Annotated in this window: 24 protein-coding genes and 1 pseudogene; 2 read left to right on the forward strand and 23 right to left on the reverse strand. The window is 32.1% G+C overall.

Going from position 1 to position 20,868, the window contains the following annotated elements:
- Positions 1-54: 54 nt before the first annotated feature.
- Positions 55-1,044, forward strand: a complete 990-nt coding sequence (locus tag ACIQXW_RS10110) for a ThiF family adenylyltransferase (protein WP_402761664.1) — start codon at positions 55-57, stop codon at positions 1,042-1,044.
- On the forward strand, positions 995-2,230 hold the full coding sequence (locus ACIQXW_RS10115) for an MFS transporter (protein ID WP_402761667.1): 1,236 nt from the start codon (positions 995-997) through the stop codon (positions 2,228-2,230). The genes ACIQXW_RS10110 and ACIQXW_RS10115 overlap by 50 nt, the downstream gene beginning before the upstream one ends.
- A 277-nt stretch (positions 2,231-2,507) precedes the next feature.
- Here the strand turns inward: ACIQXW_RS10115 and ACIQXW_RS10120 are convergent, their stop codons facing one another.
- The 23 genes and pseudogenes from ACIQXW_RS10120 to ACIQXW_RS10230 all read right to left on the reverse strand — a co-directional run bounded on the left by ACIQXW_RS10120 (position 2,508) and on the right by ACIQXW_RS10230 (position 20,862).
- Positions 2,508-3,491, reverse strand: a complete 984-nt coding sequence (locus ACIQXW_RS10120) for a glutaminase (protein ID WP_402761670.1) — start codon at positions 3,489-3,491, stop codon at positions 2,508-2,510.
- 98 nt (positions 3,492-3,589) lie between these two features.
- The gene (locus ACIQXW_RS10125; RefSeq protein WP_401017513.1) at positions 3,590-5,005 is read right to left on the reverse strand and encodes a M20 family metallopeptidase; all 1,416 of its coding nucleotides are present in this window, start codon (positions 5,003-5,005) and stop codon (positions 3,590-3,592) included.
- Positions 5,006-5,025: 20 nt separating this feature from the next.
- Positions 5,026-6,255 (reverse strand): MFS transporter, encoded by a 1,230-nt coding sequence (locus ACIQXW_RS10130; RefSeq protein WP_340823824.1) that lies wholly within the window; start codon positions 6,253-6,255, stop codon positions 5,026-5,028.
- Between the two features lie 442 nt (positions 6,256-6,697).
- A complete protein-coding gene (locus ACIQXW_RS10135; protein ID WP_402761673.1) occupies positions 6,698-8,020 on the reverse strand; it encodes a hypothetical protein in 1,323 nt (440 codons plus the stop codon).
- A gap of 191 nt (positions 8,021-8,211) precedes the next feature.
- Positions 8,212-11,088 (reverse strand): hypothetical protein, encoded by a 2,877-nt coding sequence (locus tag ACIQXW_RS10140; RefSeq protein ID WP_402761676.1) that lies wholly within the window; start codon positions 11,086-11,088, stop codon positions 8,212-8,214.
- A gap of 328 nt (positions 11,089-11,416) precedes the next feature.
- Positions 11,417-11,836 (reverse strand): SMI1/KNR4 family protein, encoded by a 420-nt coding sequence (locus ACIQXW_RS10145; protein ID WP_402761679.1) that lies wholly within the window; start codon positions 11,834-11,836, stop codon positions 11,417-11,419.
- A gap of 117 nt (positions 11,837-11,953) precedes the next feature.
- Complete coding sequence (locus tag ACIQXW_RS10150) at positions 11,954-12,514, reverse strand: DUF4303 domain-containing protein (protein WP_402761681.1); 561 nt, start codon at positions 12,512-12,514, stop codon at positions 11,954-11,956.
- A 99-nt stretch (positions 12,515-12,613) separates the two neighbouring features.
- Entirely contained in the window at positions 12,614-13,201 is a 588-nt protein-coding gene (locus tag ACIQXW_RS10155) for a hypothetical protein (protein ID WP_402761684.1), read from the reverse strand.
- Positions 13,202-13,279: 78 nt separating this feature from the next.
- A complete protein-coding gene (locus tag ACIQXW_RS10160; protein ID WP_402761687.1) occupies positions 13,280-13,606 on the reverse strand; it encodes a DUF5713 family protein in 327 nt (108 codons plus the stop codon).
- A 131-nt stretch (positions 13,607-13,737) separates the two neighbouring features.
- Positions 13,738-13,869, reverse strand: coding sequence for a hypothetical protein (locus ACIQXW_RS10165; protein ID WP_402761690.1), 132 nt, complete (start codon positions 13,867-13,869; stop codon positions 13,738-13,740).
- A 35-nt stretch (positions 13,870-13,904) separates the two neighbouring features.
- A complete protein-coding gene (locus tag ACIQXW_RS10170) occupies positions 13,905-14,546 on the reverse strand; it encodes a hypothetical protein (RefSeq protein ID WP_402761692.1) in 642 nt (213 codons plus the stop codon).
- A gap of 99 nt (positions 14,547-14,645) precedes the next feature.
- Positions 14,646-15,290 carry a DUF1963 domain-containing protein gene (locus ACIQXW_RS10175; RefSeq protein WP_402761695.1) on the reverse strand — a complete coding sequence of 215 codons (645 nt, stop codon included), beginning with the start codon at positions 15,288-15,290 and terminating at the stop codon, positions 14,646-14,648.
- 94 nt (positions 15,291-15,384) lie between these two features.
- Positions 15,385-16,014, reverse strand: coding sequence for an Imm43 family immunity protein (locus ACIQXW_RS10180; protein ID WP_402761698.1), 630 nt, complete (start codon positions 16,012-16,014; stop codon positions 15,385-15,387).
- A gap of 169 nt (positions 16,015-16,183) precedes the next feature.
- Positions 16,184-16,609: a hypothetical protein gene (locus tag ACIQXW_RS10185; RefSeq protein ID WP_402761701.1), complete on the reverse strand. Its 426-nt coding sequence runs from the start codon at positions 16,607-16,609 to the stop codon at positions 16,184-16,186.
- A 280-nt stretch (positions 16,610-16,889) separates the two neighbouring features.
- Positions 16,890-17,105 carry a hypothetical protein gene (locus ACIQXW_RS10190; protein WP_173479097.1) on the reverse strand — a complete coding sequence of 72 codons (216 nt, stop codon included), beginning with the start codon at positions 17,103-17,105 and terminating at the stop codon, positions 16,890-16,892.
- A gap of 14 nt (positions 17,106-17,119) precedes the next feature.
- A complete protein-coding gene (locus ACIQXW_RS10195; RefSeq protein WP_402761704.1) occupies positions 17,120-17,746 on the reverse strand; it encodes a hypothetical protein in 627 nt (208 codons plus the stop codon).
- Positions 17,747-17,798: 52 nt separating this feature from the next.
- Complete coding sequence (locus tag ACIQXW_RS10200; RefSeq protein WP_402762502.1) at positions 17,799-18,098, reverse strand: Imm43 family immunity protein; 300 nt, start codon at positions 18,096-18,098, stop codon at positions 17,799-17,801.
- On the reverse strand, positions 18,086-18,364 hold the full coding sequence (locus tag ACIQXW_RS10205) for an Imm43 family immunity protein (RefSeq protein WP_402761707.1): 279 nt from the start codon (positions 18,362-18,364) through the stop codon (positions 18,086-18,088). Before ACIQXW_RS10205 ends, ACIQXW_RS10200 begins: the two co-directional genes overlap by 13 nt.
- An 8-nt stretch (positions 18,365-18,372) precedes the next feature.
- Positions 18,373-18,775, reverse strand: a pseudogene (locus ACIQXW_RS10210) (immunity 22 family protein).
- A 39-nt stretch (positions 18,776-18,814) separates the two neighbouring features.
- Positions 18,815-19,114 (reverse strand): hypothetical protein, encoded by a 300-nt coding sequence (locus tag ACIQXW_RS10215; protein ID WP_402761710.1) that lies wholly within the window; start codon positions 19,112-19,114, stop codon positions 18,815-18,817.
- Between the two features lie 78 nt (positions 19,115-19,192).
- A complete protein-coding gene (locus ACIQXW_RS10220) occupies positions 19,193-19,444 on the reverse strand; it encodes a hypothetical protein (protein ID WP_402761713.1) in 252 nt (83 codons plus the stop codon).
- A gap of 248 nt (positions 19,445-19,692) precedes the next feature.
- Positions 19,693-20,283: a hypothetical protein gene (locus tag ACIQXW_RS10225; RefSeq protein WP_402761716.1), complete on the reverse strand. Its 591-nt coding sequence runs from the start codon at positions 20,281-20,283 to the stop codon at positions 19,693-19,695.
- A 39-nt stretch (positions 20,284-20,322) separates the two neighbouring features.
- A complete protein-coding gene (locus tag ACIQXW_RS10230; RefSeq protein WP_402761719.1) occupies positions 20,323-20,862 on the reverse strand; it encodes a hypothetical protein in 540 nt (179 codons plus the stop codon).
- Between the last annotated feature and the right edge of the window lie 6 nt (positions 20,863-20,868).

Below are 20,868 nucleotides of genomic sequence, written 5' to 3' on the forward strand. Positions count from 1 at the left end.
AAGGATTTATATTCTTTCTGTTTTGTTTTCATTCTAGAACGGAGGAATATTTCGATGACTCTATTAAAAATTAAAAAAACTTTACAACCTTTAATTGTAGGCGAAAAAATAATCTTCGGTTTTGGTCAAGATGGAATAGAGAGGTCAATAGAAAAAAGTGAACTAAATATTGATATTTTAAAAGTACTAAATGGCGAGAAGGAGCGTGAACAATTAACAATAAGCAAAGAAGAATTTAATAATCAAATTAAGGTTCTAAAAGATTTAGGTCTACTTACTATAAATGAATATGATAATCAATATAAATATTCACGCAACATTAATTTCTTCGAATGGATGGATATTTCAAATAATACAGACCCTTCAATTTATCAAAGAAAATTAAACAATGCACATGTTTTAATCGTTGGTTTAGGTGGGATTGGTGCCAATGTATGCGAAATCTTAGCTAGACTTGGTATTCAAAAATTCACTATCATTGATAATGATAGAATAGATGAAACAAATTTAACTAGACAGGGTACATATTTCAAAGAAGACATAGGAAAAAATAAAGTAGACATAGTTGAAAAATATATAAAAAAAATAGATTCAAAAATAAATGTGAATAAAATAAATAAATATTTAGCTACAAAAAATGACCTTAAGGATATTTTCCAAAAATATAGCTTTGATATTTCTCTATGTTGTGCAGATACGCCAAAACACGAAATTGACTTATGGTTTGATGATTTATCAATAGAGTTTAATAAACCTTTTATTTCAGGTTCATATGCTTCTACAGTTATCAACACATTTTGTATGAATCCAAATTTAACGATAACAAGCTCCGAATTGTATGGAGAGCAAGGTGCTCCAAGAGAACAACTTTTGGAAAACACTACATTATCGACAAGTGTTATAGCACCGGTAACTTATATGGCTGCAGGATTAATTTCTTATCAAGCTTTCAGCGTTATTACACAACTAAATTATAAACCAGAGGCAATTCAAATTGATTTATTTAATTGGAATGTATATAAATATGACCTTAAGAAAAAATAAAAATTTTCTTTACTTAATTTCCGGTAGAGTGATAACAAATTTCGGAGATAGTTTATATACTGTTGTATTAGCCTATATAACTATCTCTATATACAATTTAGGTGCAGATGGTTTGGCACTCTTCGGATTAATCGCTTTTTTCCCCTCCTTAATTAACTTTGCCTTTGGAACTTTAATAGATAACTGTAGAAATAAAAAAAACCTATTAATCACTTTTGAAATTGTACAATTATTATCTATAACAGGCATATTATTCACGGTATACTTTAGATTAGATATCCTATTAATTTTCATATGCCATTTTATATTTTCATTTGCAAATACATTGATTTATCCAGTTCAATCCAGTCTTATTCCTGAAATACTACGATACAAAAAAACAGATATTGAAAAATCTGTTTATGTCATGAATATTACGAATAATACAGTTGATATAATATCAAATTTCTTATCATCAATAATTCTGATATATATATCTGTCATTAGTATACTTATTCTTGACATGTTTACTTTCTTCTTATGTATAGCATTATTTTTGAAAATTCACGTAAAAAATAATGTATATAATAACAATCAAATTCAAGACAAACCTAATTTTAAAAATAATATTTTGTTTGCTTTTAAATATTTTTGGCGAGAAAAAACGCCATCACGAATAGTCGTAATGGAAGGTATCTTAAGCGGCCTTACAACTATGGTTATGCGTATTGTTGGTGCTTATCTAGTAATACTAAATATTGGCGTTGAATATCTAGGTGTCCTTTTAGCTATCCAGAGAGGATCAGAGCTTGTTGGGGTATTTCTCTCAAACCATATTAAAATGCCTTTTAAAAACTTTTTCATAATAGATTATCTGATTTCTGGCGCTGCTATTACACTGATAGCTTTCACTGATAGCATAGCCATAAAAACCGTACTCTTTGCTTTAACATTTTTATTAATTGGCATGTCAGGTACAGTTTATGGAAAAATGATTTATTATTTTTATGATTTTCAACATATCGGTAAAGTGACTTCTGTTATAAATACAGTTTCGTCCTTCGCTATTGTTACATGTTTATTAATACCTATGATATATAATGATGTGGTAAATTTAATCATCATAACAGGAATTATCACTATTACGTTTGGTTTATATCTCCTCTTTTTCAATAATTCGAATGATTCCGTAGAAAAGATATCATAGCTTAATGTCCTCTTTCCTAAGTAGGCAAGGAGAAAGCCAAATCTAGTTGAATACACAGACTTTATGTTTTATAAATTTGATAATTTCCTAATTACTAGGGCTATGCTTGCAATAATAAGCATTCTATATTTGCTCTTCTTACCTCACTTCATTCGTTACCATATGAGAACTACCCTATTATTACACTCATTTTATTCATCACCCTATTAATAATTTATAAATTAATAAGCAAGCGTAGGTAAGCCTCTGTGCTTATCTACGCTATTTGTTTACCTTATTAAAAAATATTCATGTTCCACTCTGTCGCAACATGTTTTAGTAATTTTACTCCGGCGACACTATTTCCGATTTCGTCGATAGCAGGTCCATATATGCCAATACCACAACCAGCAGGGAAAGGTGAACCTAAGCTTGCGTGACTTGGAACTGCCGCAACAATGGCGCCCGAGACACCACTTTTAGCGGGTAAACCAATAAATGCAGCGAATTTACCTGAGGCATTATACATACCACACGTCACCATCAATGCCTTTGCTAGTTTTGCCACTTGCTTTGGAAACAGCTGTGTTTGTAATAGCGGATGATAGCCATCATTGGCGATAACTAGACCGATCATCGCTAAATCTGAAACATTTACTTCAATTGCACATTGCTTCAAGTACACTTCCAATGCCTCTTCTACAGGGCAATCTAAAAAGCCTGAATCCATTAAATAATACGCTAATGACCGATTGCGATTGGCGGTGTGCCATTCAGATTGAAAAACCTCTTCATTCACCTTTAATTTCTTCCCAACAATTTTCTCTAAAAAATAGAGGATTTTTGAAACTTTCTCTTGTGGGGAATTACCAGCAAGCATCGAGGAAACTGTAATGGCTCCTGCATTAATCATCGGATTAAACGGTTTTCCAGGTTGATGACTTTCAAGGCGAATAATTGAATTGAAGGTATCACCAGTAGGCTCAACATCTACTCGCTCTAAAACATAAGATAATCCTCGGTCCATACACGCTAAAATAAACGTTACAACTTTCGAAACACTTTGAAGGGTAAAAAGTTCAGTTGTATCCCCTCCATTAATTTCGTCATTATTTGGTCCAATAATCGAAATGGCCAAATGATGAGGATCTTTTTGAGCTAATGCTGGAATATAGCTTGCACAATTACCTTCTTGTGCAAATGGTCGAAACTCCTTCACCCACTCAGCTACAAGAAGTTGATGCGGATTATCATATTTGTTGTTTGTATGATTTGTAAGCATTTTGCTATTCTCCTCTCTTAGATGAAGGCTATCATCTTTTCCCTAACTAGGGAAAAACAGAGCCTTCATAGTAAATCTACGAAGACTCTATTTTCTATTTAACGCTTTGGAGGATTTGTTCCTTCTGGGATTAATGAAACATACATTTCCCCATCTAGGCGTTCCTTCCATTCTTTTTTAGCTTCTGCAATAAGCACAGGATTATTTATTAATTCAACTGCTGTGCAAGCCATAATGTTGGCAGCCTGTAGCATTCCTTTGTGTGCAATCGGCATGACGCCCTGTGATACAACCTGCCAAGTATGAAGCGGTGTACCTAGTGCCATACAAACAGTTGTACATTGAACAGTTGGAACAATCCAGCTAACATCTCCTACATCTGTTGATCCGCCCATGATAAATTCTGGTAGGACACTTGGGATGTGATCTGCAATGACTTTATCTTTTAACTGCATCGCATCTTCTTTTTTTAGACCAACTAATGATGATGCTTGAATTTCAGGGCTAAACGTATTAAAAATAGCTTGCGCATGCTGCTCATCTTCTATTGTATAAGTTGGCATACCAATTTCAAGTATTTGTTTCTGCATTGCGTCATACAGTGTTTTGTTTGGAATAAGATTGGATGCAGCTCCCTCAAAGGCAATCTCCACCGAAGTTCCCGTCATCAACGTTGCACCTTTCGCAATATTTTCAACACGTTGATAAATCTCTTGTACTTGTTGTTTTTTAGGTGCTCTTACTAAATAAGTTACTTCCGCATATGGTTGGACAACATTCGGAGATGTTCCGCCCGAATCTGTAACCGCATAATGCAAGCGCGCCTCTGGAATAATGTGTTCGCGTAAATAGTTTACCCCAACATTCATGAGCTCAACAGCATCTAACGCACTTCTGCCAAGATGTGGTGCAGCGGCAGCATGTGCACTTTTCCCCGTAAACTTAAAAGTTACTGCATAGTTTGCTAGAGAGCTACAAGTCATGACCGATGAAAAAGTACCAGGGTGCCAAGATATCGCAATATCGACATCATCGAAAATACCAGCCTTCGCCATATAAGCTTTACCTGAACCATTTTCCTCTGCTGGACAACCATAAAATCGAATCGTCGCTGATTGATTATTTTGCTCTAAGTAATCCTTCACCGCAACAGCAGCAGCAAATGCACCTGTTCCTAATAAGTTATGTCCACAACCATGACCACTTCCACCATTCTCTAGTGGCTCATAATGTGTAGCCCCACCCTTTTGACTCAAGCCTGGGAGTGCATCATATTCACCTAGAAATGCAATAACAGGCTTTCCAGAACCGAATGTTGCTACGAGTGCCGTTTCAAGCCCAGCAACGCCAACTTCTGTCGCAAAGCCCTCTTTTTCTAATGCAGCTTTCATATACTGAACAGATTTTTTCTCTTGAAAGTGCAGTTCAGGCACCGCCCAAATCGCATTGCTCAATGCTACACTAGCTTCACTTTTTGCTTCAATTAACGAAGATATTTTTTCATGAATACTCATATTTTCTCCTCCAATGACGTTTATAAATTCAATAGTTTTCCTTTTTGATCATTTAACGTTAGTAGTGAAATAATACAAATGCCTGCAAATCCTATTAGCATCCAAAAGGCTGCGTCAAAAGAACCGTCAAACGCATCAACCATAAAGCCGATAGCCATTGGTGTTACAAATCCGGCTAATTGACCGCCAGTATTGGCAACCCCCATTGCCGAACCTGTAATAGATGATGGTAATTTTTTTAAGACAATGGCAGGTAGTAATGTAATAACAAATGCAATAAATATCGACACAACAGTTTGATAGCCAATAAATAATGTCACAGATTCTGCTGTAAACATTAAATACAATAAAATTCCAATAACTGCACAAGAAATGGAACCTAAAATTTTGTCCATTCCACGTGGTAGCTTATCAATAATAAAACCACTACCATAAACACCAATAATTGTTGTAATCGCTGGAATTGTTTGTGCCCAACCAATCGACATCAAATCAAGTCCACGATTTTTTTGAAGATAAGTTGGAATCCATGATACTAATCCCCAGTTCACTGCGTAAATACAAAAATAAGCAATAATTAAATTCCACATAAGTGGCGTTTTAAATAGCTCCTTAAAGCTAACTTTAGTAGTAACTTTCCCATCTTCAACACTACCTGTTGATACAGTTTGCTCTTGTGGAAGTTTAATGTATTTCCAGTACAGAAAGGCGATAAATGCCCCTATTAAGCCGATAATAATGAACATCATACGCCAGCCAATTGTTCCTAATAAATAAGCAGAAAGAAGTGGAACGATTAACGATACAATGCCTCCAGAGGTAAGCATAATCGACATTGCTCTCCCTCTTTCTTCTTTAGGGAAAACAGTTGCAATGATTTTAGAGCTAGCTGGCTGGAATCCACCTTCACCAATTCCGAATAAAAATCGAATAACAATCATTGCTGCTAAAGACCATGCTATAGCAGTTAAGCCCGTAAAGATGGACCACATAATGACAGCTATTAATAAAATTCGTTTCGCACCAAATTTATCTGCTAACCAACCACCAGGAATTTGCATAATCGCATAGCCTAAAAAGAAAGCGCTTAAAATAATTCCTGTAGAAGACGCATCTAAGCTTAAATCCCCTGTAATTGCTACAACTGCGTAGTTCATAATGTAACGATCTAAATTCCCCAACGACCATCCTAAAAATAATAGCGCCAGTATAATATTTCTAGATTTTTTTGTCATTTCATTTGTTGTCATCCATATCCCTCCCATGTTTCACGAAACATCTAATACCAGTTATGCTGTAATCGATAGTATAGGCAAAAGGTGTGTAATTTTTTATATTTCCCATACCACGATTTTTTTGCAAACCATTACTACTTTTCCACCTCTCCCTATCTATTAAAATATATATCCCCTTTATATAGCGACATTTTCGTTATATATTCGTATAATAATCAAATTATTAAGATCTGACAATATTTTTTTGAAAATTTTTAATAGATAGTCGAGGGATAAATGGGTACAAGATGCAATAGTCGTAACAAAAAAACCGTTGTTTTATCTACATTTCTAGCATGCTCATAGTAAATAAAAATCACAAAAAATTTTTTATTGTGATTTACTTGTAGTATCTATCTATAAAACAAAAAATGCCCCGAAAACCATTAATTGGTTCGGGACATTAATAAATATAAATTTAATAAGCAGACTGTTGCATGACAAGCTGATAGATTTTAATTGGTCGGCCACGTGTATGCTGTAATTCCTCACCGCACATTTTTGCTAAACCGACATTACACAAATCAGCAACGATACGCTGCGCATTTCGCTCACTCATTTGAAGCTGTGTAGCTAAATCCTTTGTCGTAAAATGCTTCCATCGCATTTTTTGGACGAGTGCCAGTATTTTTGTATAGGTTTTAATGCCGACACCACCCCTTTTTAATTTTTCGAGTATTTCAGGATCATCTGCTCGATAGGAATAGGAGAGCTCTTCGGTATTCCCAACGGATTCAATAATAGTTCCATCTTCTTGAATCATCACAATATCGATGGAATCATTTTCTTTCGTTTGTCGTACAGCTCGATGCGCATTTAATTCCGCATTAAAGACAGTCTGTGCAAAACCAATCCCCGCTGTAACCTTGGCATCCAATTCAATAGACAATTGATACATTTTTTCTGTAATAAATTGTATGTGCCCTTCAATTGCTCCCCTTGTACTAAAGATTGTATACCTTCCATTCCCTTCCTCAATTAGAGAGCCGTCAATCTGTTCACATAATTGCAGAAAGTTTTCCTTCATTCGTAATTCTAGATACTGTATACGATAGCCTTGCTTCATTCGTTCCTTCAATGAATCGAAATCTTTTATTTCGAGCATCACAGCACCAATTTGTGTTTCTTTATAATAGGACGTTTTGATTTTTTCAGTAAACAACTGTACTGTATGATAAATTTCAGTCTTTGTTGGTGAAACCCAATGTGAAGGAACGCCCATTTTTTGCAATTGTTCATCCACCGATGGATAACATGTAATCGCAAAATCAATTTTTCCATCTTGCCATAGCTCATAATGGAAATTAAATAATTCCTTTGGATCAATAGCGACATCAAATTCTTTTAAATACATTTTTTTCACGCTTTTTTCAATTTCAGCTAATCCTTCTGATGCCATTTGTGCAGGCGAAGGGATAATATCAACACTTACATGCTCAATAAATTTCTTCATTTTATAAGTTTGCTCTAAAAAGCCTTTATAGATGGCCGCCTCAGAAAAGATAATATGCGCAAGCTTATCCTTTGAAATGCTTGTCTGATTCGCAATTGTATAAGGTATGTATCCTGAAAATAGCCAAAAATCAACATCTTGATTATGAGTCTCTACAATGTGTTTTGTTTCAGTAGCAACGCCGTAAATATATGGAATAAACTCCATATCCCGTTCTATTTCTTGTGCCATTTCGATGATTTTTTCAACAGATTTAATTGGTCCAACAACACCTATTTTATACATCATAACTTCCTACTTTCTATTAACAAACTGCACTTTTTCTTAAGGAATTCTCGCTGCTTAAACCATTTAACTGTAAATAGTATAGCGAAAATTAGATTGTTTGGACAAATGATAGCAATATTTTCAGTGTAATACGCAGATTTTCTACTATATGAAAACCCCGAATAATAGAAAATTATCCGGGGCATTGTTTATTATTTATCAGTTGTATACATTTTATTATAAAGGATTTCTAATTTCTTGGAAAGCTTAGCATATGCATTTTGCCATGCTTTACGAGCCGCCTCATTGCCTTCAGTAGCAGGTACATAGAGCGCATGAACATCTGCAACTTTTTTCAAGTCGCTCTCTGCCTGTGTTAACTTCGAATAATTTTTTACAATATTTTTTTCAGAAGTACCAAGGGCATCATATGTTGTACGAATTTCTTTTACCTTCGTTTCTAAATCATCAATATATTCGCCATTAATAAGCAGTGAATTAATGGATTCAATTAATTTCAAAGCAATTTCATTCGATTGTTGTTGTCCTTGTTCTTTATCAATAATAGCTTGTCGGATTTCTGAACTAACTAAACTCATTTGTTTTGAAGATAGCTTGGCAAAAGCCTTAATCACTGTTGTTGGATTACTAATAAATGATTTTTCATACTGCTTTATGAATGTCTCTACTTTTTTTACATCTGAAACTGCCGCAGTTAAAATCGAAGCATTCGTAATACGTTTTTTATCATTAGCGCTTAACTTATTATATTGTGAGGAAAGCTCCATTATTTTTTCTTTTGAAACTGTATATATATCGTTAGAGATGATATTAGCAATTGCCTTATTCAAATCCACTATGTCTGGTGCATTGCCATCCACTAAACGATTGTTGAGTAAATCTTCGTATTGCTGTTTCGCTAAATGCTGCTGGTTGGCAGGTAGTTTAGCATAAGCAGTTTGTACGGTTTGAATTTTTTTAGCTTGTTTTGTAACATCTGTTTCTTCTCGTGCAGTTTGAACTTTTTTATGGAATGACTTTACTCCAGAAAGATCTTTGCTAGCAGCTGTTAATAAATAATAGTTTGTTACATACTTTCGTGCTGGAGAAGATAGGCTTTTATATGTCACGGTCGCTGCATTAACAGCCGATTCATATTGGGCAAATGTAAAGTTTGTAACGTCAGCAAGCTTTGCAACGTTTGCTTTCAAAGCTTCTGCGGCACCCTTATCAGCAGGTACCTTACCGTTTCCATCAACCGTAACATTTGGTGGATTTAATAAAAAATCATCTGCACTATAAACGAGTGATTGTTGCAAGCTAGTTAACTTATTATAAGCTTTTAACGTACTAGTATAGCTTGAATTAAGCTTGTTTTCTGCCACACCAGAAACCTCGGATAGCTTTTTATATGCGTCCATTTCTTTTATTACTTTTTCTGCTGTTTTTAAATCCTTTTGCAACGTTACAATGCGATCATATCCGATAATTTTAGCAGCCGAAGTTTTCGTTAGCCCTTTATATTCATTAATGATTCGGTTTACATTCGTAACATGACTTTGCCAAGAATGTACGGACGGATCTATTGGGTACATGTCATCTGCATCACCGACGTAAGTGTCAATCTCTGCATTTAATCGATCAATTTGACTGTCTTCTGCGTTTTCTGCTTCAAGTAATGTAGTGACATAATTGGCTGGTACTAATTGTAATTGTTTATATGTTAGCTTTTCATAAGCCGTACGTATCGACTTCGCTGTCGTCACTTGCTTGCTAGGTGTATTATTAGGTGACAACTTATCGAAAAGTTTAATAAATTGCTCAACCTTTTTTATATCCTGCTTTGCATCACTTAAAATTGTTTGATTTTGAACAGTTGAACGATAATTTTGAGATAATTTTGCTATATCCTTTTCTATTGTTTCAACTGCTGTTTGTAACGATTGAATGTTCGTTGGTACATACTTAACAAGAGAATTTTCATATGCTAATAACGCTACGATTTCTTGATTTAATCTTCTAACTTCTTTAAATTCATCGATATCAGTTGGATTTTTCAATATGTTTTTAATACTATTATATAAAGCATCATTGATATCTAAACTGCGTTGTAATAAATCCAACTTATCATAAGTCTCTTCAATTTCTTTTAAATATTGTGTTAGGTTCTTTTCATCAACCTCATTCACCTTATCTACTTTCTCATTTAACTTGCTCAATAGATCTATATCAGCAAGTGCTCGCTTCAAAACATCATAATTTGTCACATTAGCCTTTGCAGGTGCTGTTAATGCCTGATACTTAGCCTCTAACGCCGTAACATCAGCTTTAAATGAAGCTAGACTTGAGATATTATATTGATGGTCATTTTTAAGCACTGTTTTAATTTCATTAATCATTGTGTTTGTTGGTTCATTTGATACTGTAATCTCATCTGAAAAATCTGATTCTACAATAGCTGTACCAACTTTTGCTTTGACCCTAACCATAATATCTTTTATATTTTCTTCTAAAGCATTTTTTGGGACTGTATATGTACCACTAGTTGCTCCATCAATAATTGTGAAAGAATCACCAACTTTATAAAACCATTGGTAGCTATATGTAATTTGACTACTTTGTAATTTTGCTCCTGCACTATCAGTAACATCGACTGTAACTTTTACTTCTTCCCCAGGCACAATATACTTTGAAGCAATTAAAAATTCTGGTTTTGTAATCGCAAGTTGTAATGTATTAATTGTTCGTGTTGCACTCTTATATCGATTATCTGTCGTTGTAATAGCTTCTACAAAAATTGTTTTCCCCGCAGCATCTACTGGAACGGTAAAGGATGAAGTAGTTGCACCAGAAATCGGTTTATTCGTAACAGTAGTCGTTCCATTTTCGCCCGTAGCATTTTCAACATAATACCATTGATAACCTTTAACAATTGTATTGGCTGGTAAATTTTCTATAGAAGCTTTTAAAACTCCATTCACCATATTTTCACCTGTCACTGTTACTTCTGATTCCGCCGCTCCCGCAACTGTTGGGACAATAAGAACCGCAGGAATAGCTGCTACTGTGATAAATAATTTTTTATTCAATTTTATACCTCCTTCATACATCTATTGTTTATATCGGTCATATTTCTATAATTTCTTTCGTTTTATAGAATATTTCAAAAAGGTGTAAATCCTCCTTATTAAACATTACTAAATAGTAATATATTGATATTTCATTCACTAGGTTCGCTTTTCAACAAATTCTTTAGCATTAGTTAGAGGGACCCCTACTAAACGAAGATATTATGCAATCTGTTTAGGTAGGGGCCCCTCTTCAGTTTCAAAAACATTAAAATGTACCAAGTGGATTAATTTCCTTTAAGTTTTCTTATTTACTTGAAAAAAATTTAATGATGTAGAAACCTATATACTAATCCGGCTGGTAGTATTCGGGAACTTCAATAATCTTTAATAGAAATTCTTCAAGAGAATTGGCAACCTGTTTTTGGTTATTATAAATAGGACTTTGTTCTTCTTCTGTTAATTCAATTGAAAAAGGCACTGATTCCCATCCAATAAAGAAGATTAATTTATTTTTTTCATCGTAATTTGGATAAGTCTCAAAATAGCCTTGTCTTAAACGAATATCTCTAATCAAAGATGGACTTAATATACAATTTTCGTCTAGTTCTTCTTCACCTATAAATGAACCATAACCAATCTCCTTCAAAAAAACCTTTAGTTCATTTGGAAATGCAATGTCTAGGTCCTCTTCCACTTGTTCAACTTCATCACTATTTATTGGGGTAAACTGAAGGTTAGTATTATTTTTAATAAAAGAAAATTTCATTGATTATTCCTTCTTTCAAAGAAAAAATTATTTTATCCTTATCAAAAATTTCAGTCATAATTATCATTGAAGCTCTAGATTTACGAAACAGCGGAAATTAACTTTTCCATTTCGCCTTCAATTCCATCTACTCACAAATTTATTTTTTATATTTTCTGAGTTCAACAAACCAGCAGAATAATTCTCAACCATTTCTGCTCTGTCATCATCAGAAATAGAAATAAACACTGTTATGTCGTCATGCTTGGAACAAAACCATCTTTCATCTTGTAATGTAAGTAATGTTTCAGTCATTGTTTCATAAAGTTTCTCTTCAAACTGCATAAAGTTACTTTCTTCAATAGCCTCTCTTTTCTCAGCCAAATAGTCAGAAACTAATTCTATCTCACTCTGCTCAAGATCACTATCATCATATGCCCATTCAGCAGGAATCCATTTAACAGTTTTGTATAAAATTTCGTCTTTTAACTGCTCTGACTTTCCCTGAAGGTATTTTTGATATTTTGTTTCAATCTTTTCATATGTATTTATCGCTAACAATACTGTCATAGCATTACTGTCAGTTACCAAACAAACAGCGTATATTCTCTCGTCCCCAATATTTTTTGACAATCTTTTAAAGTCGTTTCTGACTGCCTTGACCAATCTTTTTCCAAACGCATCAAAAAATTCTTTCATAAACTATGGTTCACCCCTATATCTGGATAAATACTCAGTTTTTATGACTCGTTGCTATAAAGCTAAGGTTTAAATACACCCGAGATAGAGGTGCTACCCTTAAACATGCATATTCGCCACATTAAAGTTATATTTTCCATCTTCACGCGGATCATTAAAACCTTCAAAATCATTCACTTTATCAAGAGTAAATAAATAACCAAAATTTGCATTAGGATAATCTAATTTCTTTCTACGTGCATAGCCCTTTATAGACACTAAGTATTTACCAGTGGGAACCTCATATTTAAAACCAGAATATAAGGTTATTCCATCTAACGTTTGATATGAAACGTCATCATTCCCTAAAAATTTGTTAATGTCGAAATCATAAAATAAACCTATACTACCAATCCATAATGAATCCTTTACTTCAATATTGAAGCCATGATAAACAAATTTTTCTTCCCATTCATCGTCAAACGACTCTTTATAGTTACCAAGTTTGATAACATATTTTATAGAATTAATTGGGACAAAAGGGGTCCAAACACCCTCAGTAAGTGCATTTAAATATCGATTATGATTATCTTGAAAATTCTTTAATATCCTTTTTGACCTGACTTTTTCTTTTATTAAAAAGTCTTTTAATATATCTAAAGAAAATAAACAAATACCATAACTTGAGACAGTTAAAATCTTATCCAACATAGCACCCCCTACATTTCCTACAAGTATATCGGTTGGCCAAATTAGTTCTAACAATAGAATTAATTTATAGGTTTTTCACCAATCTCTTTCTCTTAAAGCTTCTTCAATATCTATATCAACCTCAAAATATTGTAAAATTTCTTCTACGTTTATTGCGATAGAATCTCGTGCAACAGTTTCAATTTCACTATCATTTTGATAAAACTCATCCTGTAGTTCATTGATTGCTACAGTCATTTCATCTAACTTTTCCTGAACCTCCTCAACTGAATGATTGCCTTCTTCCATAAAATGAACTACTTTAATAATGTTTGATTTAATTTTATCCACTAAAAACGATGGATAATAAGAATCTTCGTACATGTCCGATAAATATTTGAATTCAGAATCAAGTTTTTTCACAATGGTTCCTCCTTTGATTTTGATTATGAAAGTTTGATGCTACTCTTTTAAGTATGAAAAAAAATCAAATTTACTACAATTTACTGAAGTAATGTGCTCCATATGAAGATTTATACACATCAGCCTCATTGTTATCTAAGTTCAACAAATTCTGGACTACGTACATTTCCTTCTTTAACTAACAAGACACCTTTAATTTTTTCTTTTTTGCACGCATCCATGAAAACTCCATCTACAACTATCTCTTCTTTTGATTCTTTCATTCTCACGATCTTCAACTATGCTCGACTTTTAATGATTATTTCTTTCTTTTCCACCATACAACTTCACCAATCTTGATTTTTTCTAATTCTTCCTCATTATCGTAGATAAAATTATAACTTAATGGCTTTTCAACATCCGAATTACAAGTAATTACATTTTCTATTCTGTTAACATCATTATAAATATAGTTCATTGCTGACCAATTTTTTTCTCCACCAATACCAACCTCTATCCAACTATGCTCATCTACAGGTTTAAATAAGTTTATAGATAACAATTTTGTAGGGAAGTTATTATCTGGATACCATCGAGCTATAAAAGTATTCACACTTTTATCTGCATTTATAGTGTATATTTTGGTTCCTGTACCAAGTTTTATATTATTGTCGGTTTGTGGATATTGCATAATAATTAGTTCATCTAATTCATTAAACCCAAAAGAATGAATCATTCTTTTACTCAATCTTTCACTTTCAATAACATCTTTTAAAATTCTACCCTTTTTAAATTTATTAATCTCATGAAAGTATGGTAGATGCGTAAAATATTCATCAGAAGCATATCTCCAATAAGAAACCTCTGATAACTTTTTAGTAATCATACTATATATATTCATTTCTACCTCTGTCCACTTATTTAATAGTTCATTTCGAATTTTATGTACTAGTAATTGCATTCTACCCCTCCTACTGCTAATGAGATCTCACAGTGTTTCTCCTTAAAAATTCCCATTTGTGTAAATCATATATACCACCTCAAACTAAAGGATAACTTTTTAAGTACATTGAGTAAAAAAAACACCTATGTCATTCTCATTGTAATTTTTATTTAAAAATAAATATCCAGTAGAATCACTTAGGCTAAATATATCTCGAAATTCCTCTGGGAAATCACCGCCATATATTTGTAGGCAAAATTGATAATTGTCTAAGCCTAGGTCTTCTTTTTGTAACAATGATGCTTTATTGCCTATTAATGAACCACAGTAAATCTCCATATCATCTAAATTTTTACCATCAAATTCCTCATAATTCAATTTTAATTTATCACCGTAAATGAACTCTTGTGCAGGTATTAAAAAATTTGATTCATTTCGATTTTCACCAGTTTTGTGTAATAAAACCTTTGTAAATCCCTGTTTAATGTTTTCTAATTCGTCTTTATCTCCGTGAAAAGTGATTAAATCTAAAAAATAATCATTCTTATTATAGGTTGTAAAAACAGATAAAAAGTGTTCTTTTGGTAAGTTGAAATTTAGTGCTTTATTAAGAAAGTTTGTTGGCAAAGATAATATAAGTATTAATTTCTCTCCATTTGGATTTAATGGCCAATCAATATTTGGAGGCAAGAAGCTATATCCGCCAAGCCGTGGCACAATGGATTCATTTTCAACATCTTTATAAGTAATTTCTACTGACATAATATCAACTCCTACATTTTAGTTTATCTGAGTCTATGTACTCTCGAGATAACGGAATTTTATTCACCCGTTCTCTTTTTTCTATATTTGTTGCCTAATGAGAGTTAATATGTTTTGCCACGTCATTTAATTCAATAAATTTCAAACCTTTTAATTTTTGTGCAATGCATTGTTGCTTAAATTTTTCTGAACAAAATATGTATGAACTTAATCTTAGATCTTTTAAACGAAAGACATCAAAATCTGTATTTTTGAAAACTATTTTCTGATATTTTTCAACAAAGAAACCTTCCGATTTAAAAATTTTATTTTTAGCTACTTCTCTAGAAATAAACTCCGATCTCTCATAATCCACTAATGAAATACCATCATAATATTTAATAAAATAATAGTTTTTGTTTTTCTTTACTTTTGCATTTCCCTTGGTGTTAACTATATTTAGTTTTGCTAAGACGTACTCTTGTTGCGATTTCGACTCAACCATTAGATTTAAGAACTGTTCTTCAACAATATGACCTAAAAAACTTTCATAATAGTCAAATTCAATTTTACTTGTTGTTATTAGCCACAACTCTTTAGGAAATTCATCTTTGTTAAAAAAATGACGATTCCAATTATAACCCATTCCTTCGTAATACTTTGTTTCATCAAAATGTTCATGTATTACCCCATCTAAGAAAGTAGGTGACGTAAGTTTGTCATTTAAAATCATAAAATTATTCAAAATATTTACCCCCATCTCTAACGTCTTGAATAATATTTTGCCAATTTAACCTGCCCATAACATTGAAAACATGAATAAATATTCTACAGAAATGTGTCGCAAAAAACTCCAATTATTAAGATTCTTGCTGCTATGCTTTTAAAATGCTTAAATAGGTTTTTTGCAAGAATTAATCCATATTCGCCACATTAAAGTTATATATTTCATCTTCACGTGGATCATTAAACCCAACAAAGTCATTCACTTTAACAAGTGTAAATAAATACCCAAAATTCGGATGAGGATATTCTAATCTTTTCTTACGTGCATAGCCCTTTATGGATACTAAATATTTCCCAGAAGAAACTTTATATTTAAATCCAGAATACAATGTCTCTCCATCTAACGTTTGATATGATACTTTATATTGATCTAAATATTTATTATTATCGAATGTATAAAACGAACCAATATCAACAATCCATAAAGAATCTTTAATTTCAATATTGAAGTTATGATGGACTAGTTTTTCATCCCATTCATTGTCAAACGACTGATTAAAATTTTCAACTTTGATTACGTATTCAATAGAATCTATTGGTAAGACGGAATCCAAATCCCTTCTGCTAGGGAAGTTAAATAACGTTTATGATTATCCTGAAAATTTTTTAAAAGTTTTTTCGACCTCACTTTTTCTTTTTTCAAAAAATCTCCTAATACGTCTAAGGAAAAATAAACATATTCCGTAACTTGCGGTATCTAAAATTTTTTCCACCATAACTTCCTCTTTCTACTATTTGATAAGAATATTTAGTAAAGTCACTTCCTTTTAAATTGCACGAATCACATTTTAGGATTTTCTTCTAAAAAAAATCCTGACATTTCAATGAATAGCCTTATAATTGAATGGGCTTATAACTCAATACTTTATCAACTACTTCTTCTGGGAGTAAATCATCGTAGAAAATGTAATTAGCTACTTCTGGATCCAGTACGTTATCAAGAAGCCTTACTAATAACTGATTATTTTCCTCTTCATTCTTACCTTCAGCATTCATTATCTTAGTTACCAATTCTATGAGCTCTTTTCTATTTAAACTTCTCTCAGCCATTATTAACACCTTCCCTAAGAATATTGCCAGTATCCTACTATGGGATTTTTAATAGAATCCTCCATTATGTTTGCATACAAATATACAGCCCCAAAGCCAAATGGTAAGCTTGTGCTTGAATGGAATAATCCACCTGGACCATCCTCGTCAATTTGACAGAAAAAACTATATCCATCTTTTTTTAATTCTGTGTAATAGTACTTCTCCTCTTGGATATGAAAGGGTTTACCTCCAAATTTAATAAAAAAAGGTGTTTCAAATGCTTGTTCTTCACTAACCATGATTCCTTCTGAAATATAGTGTTTAACTATTCCAACTTCAGTATAAGTTGAATCCAAACTTTCTTTCGAAATCGGATGCTCAAACATATACAATGAACAGTTTGGATAAATATTGTTTGAAACACGATTTTCATATTCACTTGGTATAAAGATAGATATCATGTTATTTTTATCTAGAGGATTTACAAAGCACAGATAGAATTGATAATCCTTACCACTTTTACTAAGTAGGTCACTTTTATCATCAAAAAAAGCTGGCGCATTTCCACCAATCCATCCATTACCAACATCTATGTTCCTGTCTAACTGATATATAATACTTTCTTTTCGTTCTATTAATATTTCATTTTTATTTTTCAATGGGTATTACTCCCCCTTACAAATGATGTCGTTAATAGAATGTTTTCCTTACTTACACTATAGATTGTAGATAGTTAGGCACTAACTCTAAATCTATAAATTGAATACCTTTAATACCATCCTCTTCACACAATGATTTAAATCTTTGCGAACAAAACAAGTATCTTCCCAATTTTAAATCATTTAATTGAAATACATCACAATCAGTGTCTTTTAACACCAAATTAATATACTTATCAACAAAATTTCCACCAACTTTTAATTTTGCATTGCTTGGCACTTTTCTTGTAAGAAACTTAGAGCTTTCATAATCTACTAATGATTGTCGTCTAATACATTTTATAAAGAAAATAAACCATTTACTTTTGGTTTACCTTTAGTACTCACCACTTCCAAATTAGCTATAACATAATCCTGTAATGCATTCACTTGTTCCATTGAAGATAAAAATTTACCAGACATTATATGACCGAAGAAATTTTCGTAATAGTCAAATTGAATTTTGCTTCTCGTTATTAAGCAAAGATCTTTTGGAAACTCCACTTGTTCAAAAAATGGTCGATTCCATTCATAGTTCATTCCTTCTGCATATTTATCTTCAGAAAAGCTTTCGTGCAAAACCCCATCTAAATAAATGGGAGAAAGAATAGCCCGATATAATGAAGACCGTTGTAGAGCTTATTAACATCAGTAATCACTATTTCCGGATCGTAATAATAAAACATTGTGTTTACTTTGTTTAATCCTTTATGAAAACAGATGTTTCTAATTTTATCCATTTTCTTATCGTCTACTGATAGTTCGTCAATAAATTCATCTACATCTGTTAATTTATCTTCCCAATAGACCAATCCAATCCTCATCATAAAACTTTTCATTAATATCCTTACAAAATTCACAAATCTTATAGTTTGGATCATCAATATCCATGTCTGGAATACTATAGTCTATTTCAAAATATTCATTAAAGGTATCGTTATCTACATTGCTTACTCCCATCCAGACATGAACTTTACTCATTATCGCCATAATTATTACTACTCATTTTCTTATGTTATTATAATGTTTTTAAGAGTACTGCCAATATCCCACAACAGGATTTGTAATGCCCTCATTATTCATTTGTGCATATATGTATAAGGCACCATATGAAAAAGGATAGTTTCCTTGGAGAAAATCATCATCTTTTGGATAACCATGTTCATCAATTTGAAATAAAAACTCAAACGAATCAGCTTCTAACTCTTTACTATAAAAGTTTTTATTTTGTATATGTAAAGGAGTTCCCCCAAATTTCACTAGAAAGATTTTATTATCGCTAGTGTCATTATTTATTACTTCATAATTTCCAATTGCATACTTCTTCATATTTGGATTAGTAAAAACTTCTTCACTACTCTCACTATATAAAGGGTGTTCAACTAGTAGAATTGTACAATTGGGATACTATTTATTTTCTAAGTATGCATCATAGTCTTTAGGATAAAAAATTGTAAACATCATAGTTGGATTTAAAGGATTTACTAATGTTAATAAAAAGTAATATTTGGAACCATATATACTTTGAAAATCTTTTTGGTGATCAAAGTAAGAGGGGGCATTTCCCCCTATCCAACTAGTATCACCTTCAGTAAATTTTCTACCTTGAAAAATCAGTGCCTTTGATCTATCGTTCAATAGTTCCTTAAATGTACCCATCTCTGGTTTCTTCGCCCCTTTTTTAATTACAACATACCATTCATGGACCCTAGTTTCTAAACCTGAATTCTCTTCAAAAAAGCATGAATTATTAGGTATACCAGCATTCCACCATTATATTGAAGGTAATGTTCCATCAAAAGGTAATTGGAAGTTTAATAGAATCTCAACTTCTTCCAAATATTTCTATGTTAACTGAGATGCGCAACAATAAAACATTTATACACCCCCTATCCGCTCTAGTATCATTATGGCCTTCGATTTTCAGGGTCAACGACAAAATAATACTCATCGATACTCTTTGTAAAATCAAAGTGAGGTAGCTTTTGACTAGTCCTAAAATTGAAAATGTATCCAAACTCAATAGTTGATTTCAAATTATTTCCACAATAACCCGTTATTTTTACTGAATAATTGTTTTTTGACAAATGAACACTGTCACAATTGTCTAAACTATCATCTTTTAAATTTTCATAGTTTAAGTAATAATCTTTTTCCCAATCAATTATCGCAGAGATATCTGATATAATGACATTTCCGCTTGTGACATGAAGTGGAAAAGGTATGGAAGTAAAAATAATATTTTCTTTAGGTATCGAAATATTTTCCTTTCCAGGGTTAATTATTATTCGATAATACTCATCAAGTTCAGGAATTTCATATATTGGAATTATGCAACCTTTTGATATAACCTCTCGACCTATTTTTTCATTTTCACTAAAAAATTTTAGCAAATCGTTTTCAAAAATATTATTTTTCTCCAAATAGTTTGTTAATGTTAGTGGATCAAATATTACTATACCCGGGGCATATAACATCAAATTTAATTTTTTTACCACTATTTCTTACAACTCCTACTAATTTTCTTTATGTACCTATTACAAATATGTTGCAGAAATGTTGTTCTTAAACGCTACTGGATTTTCATCTTTACTTCCCTGGTCAGAAATAATTCCATTCTTTTTCAGAAACAAAAACCAATCATCATTTTCAGAATTCGGGATAATGTTACAATAACCAGATCCCAAAACAGAGTTCTTTAAAAAGAAATTAAATTTTCCAAAACAAATCATAGAGTCTTCATCCACGATATATTTATAAACATTTCCATTAAATCTGTTGATTATTAATGGTTCATAAAGAATCTGGCCAATTGATAACCACGATTCTTTTTCATCCTGTATATTCGAGAGAACAAATTGATTTTTTTCTAATTCGCTGTAACTCCACAAATCAATATCGCCACACCGTGCACCGTTAGTTAAACGTAATAAATTATAATATTCCCCTAATTTCAAGGTATTAATTTCACTCATTTCTCCGATACCATAATTTAATTTTCCAAAAACAATACTTGTAAGATCTTCTTTTAAACCTTCTTTTAAGCAATCTATAATTTTTTCTATTTCTTCATACATAAAAAA

This window comes from Lysinibacillus sp. NPDC097162 (assembly GCF_044762185.1).
Taxonomy (GTDB): domain Bacteria; phylum Bacillota; class Bacilli; order Bacillales_A; family Planococcaceae; genus Lysinibacillus.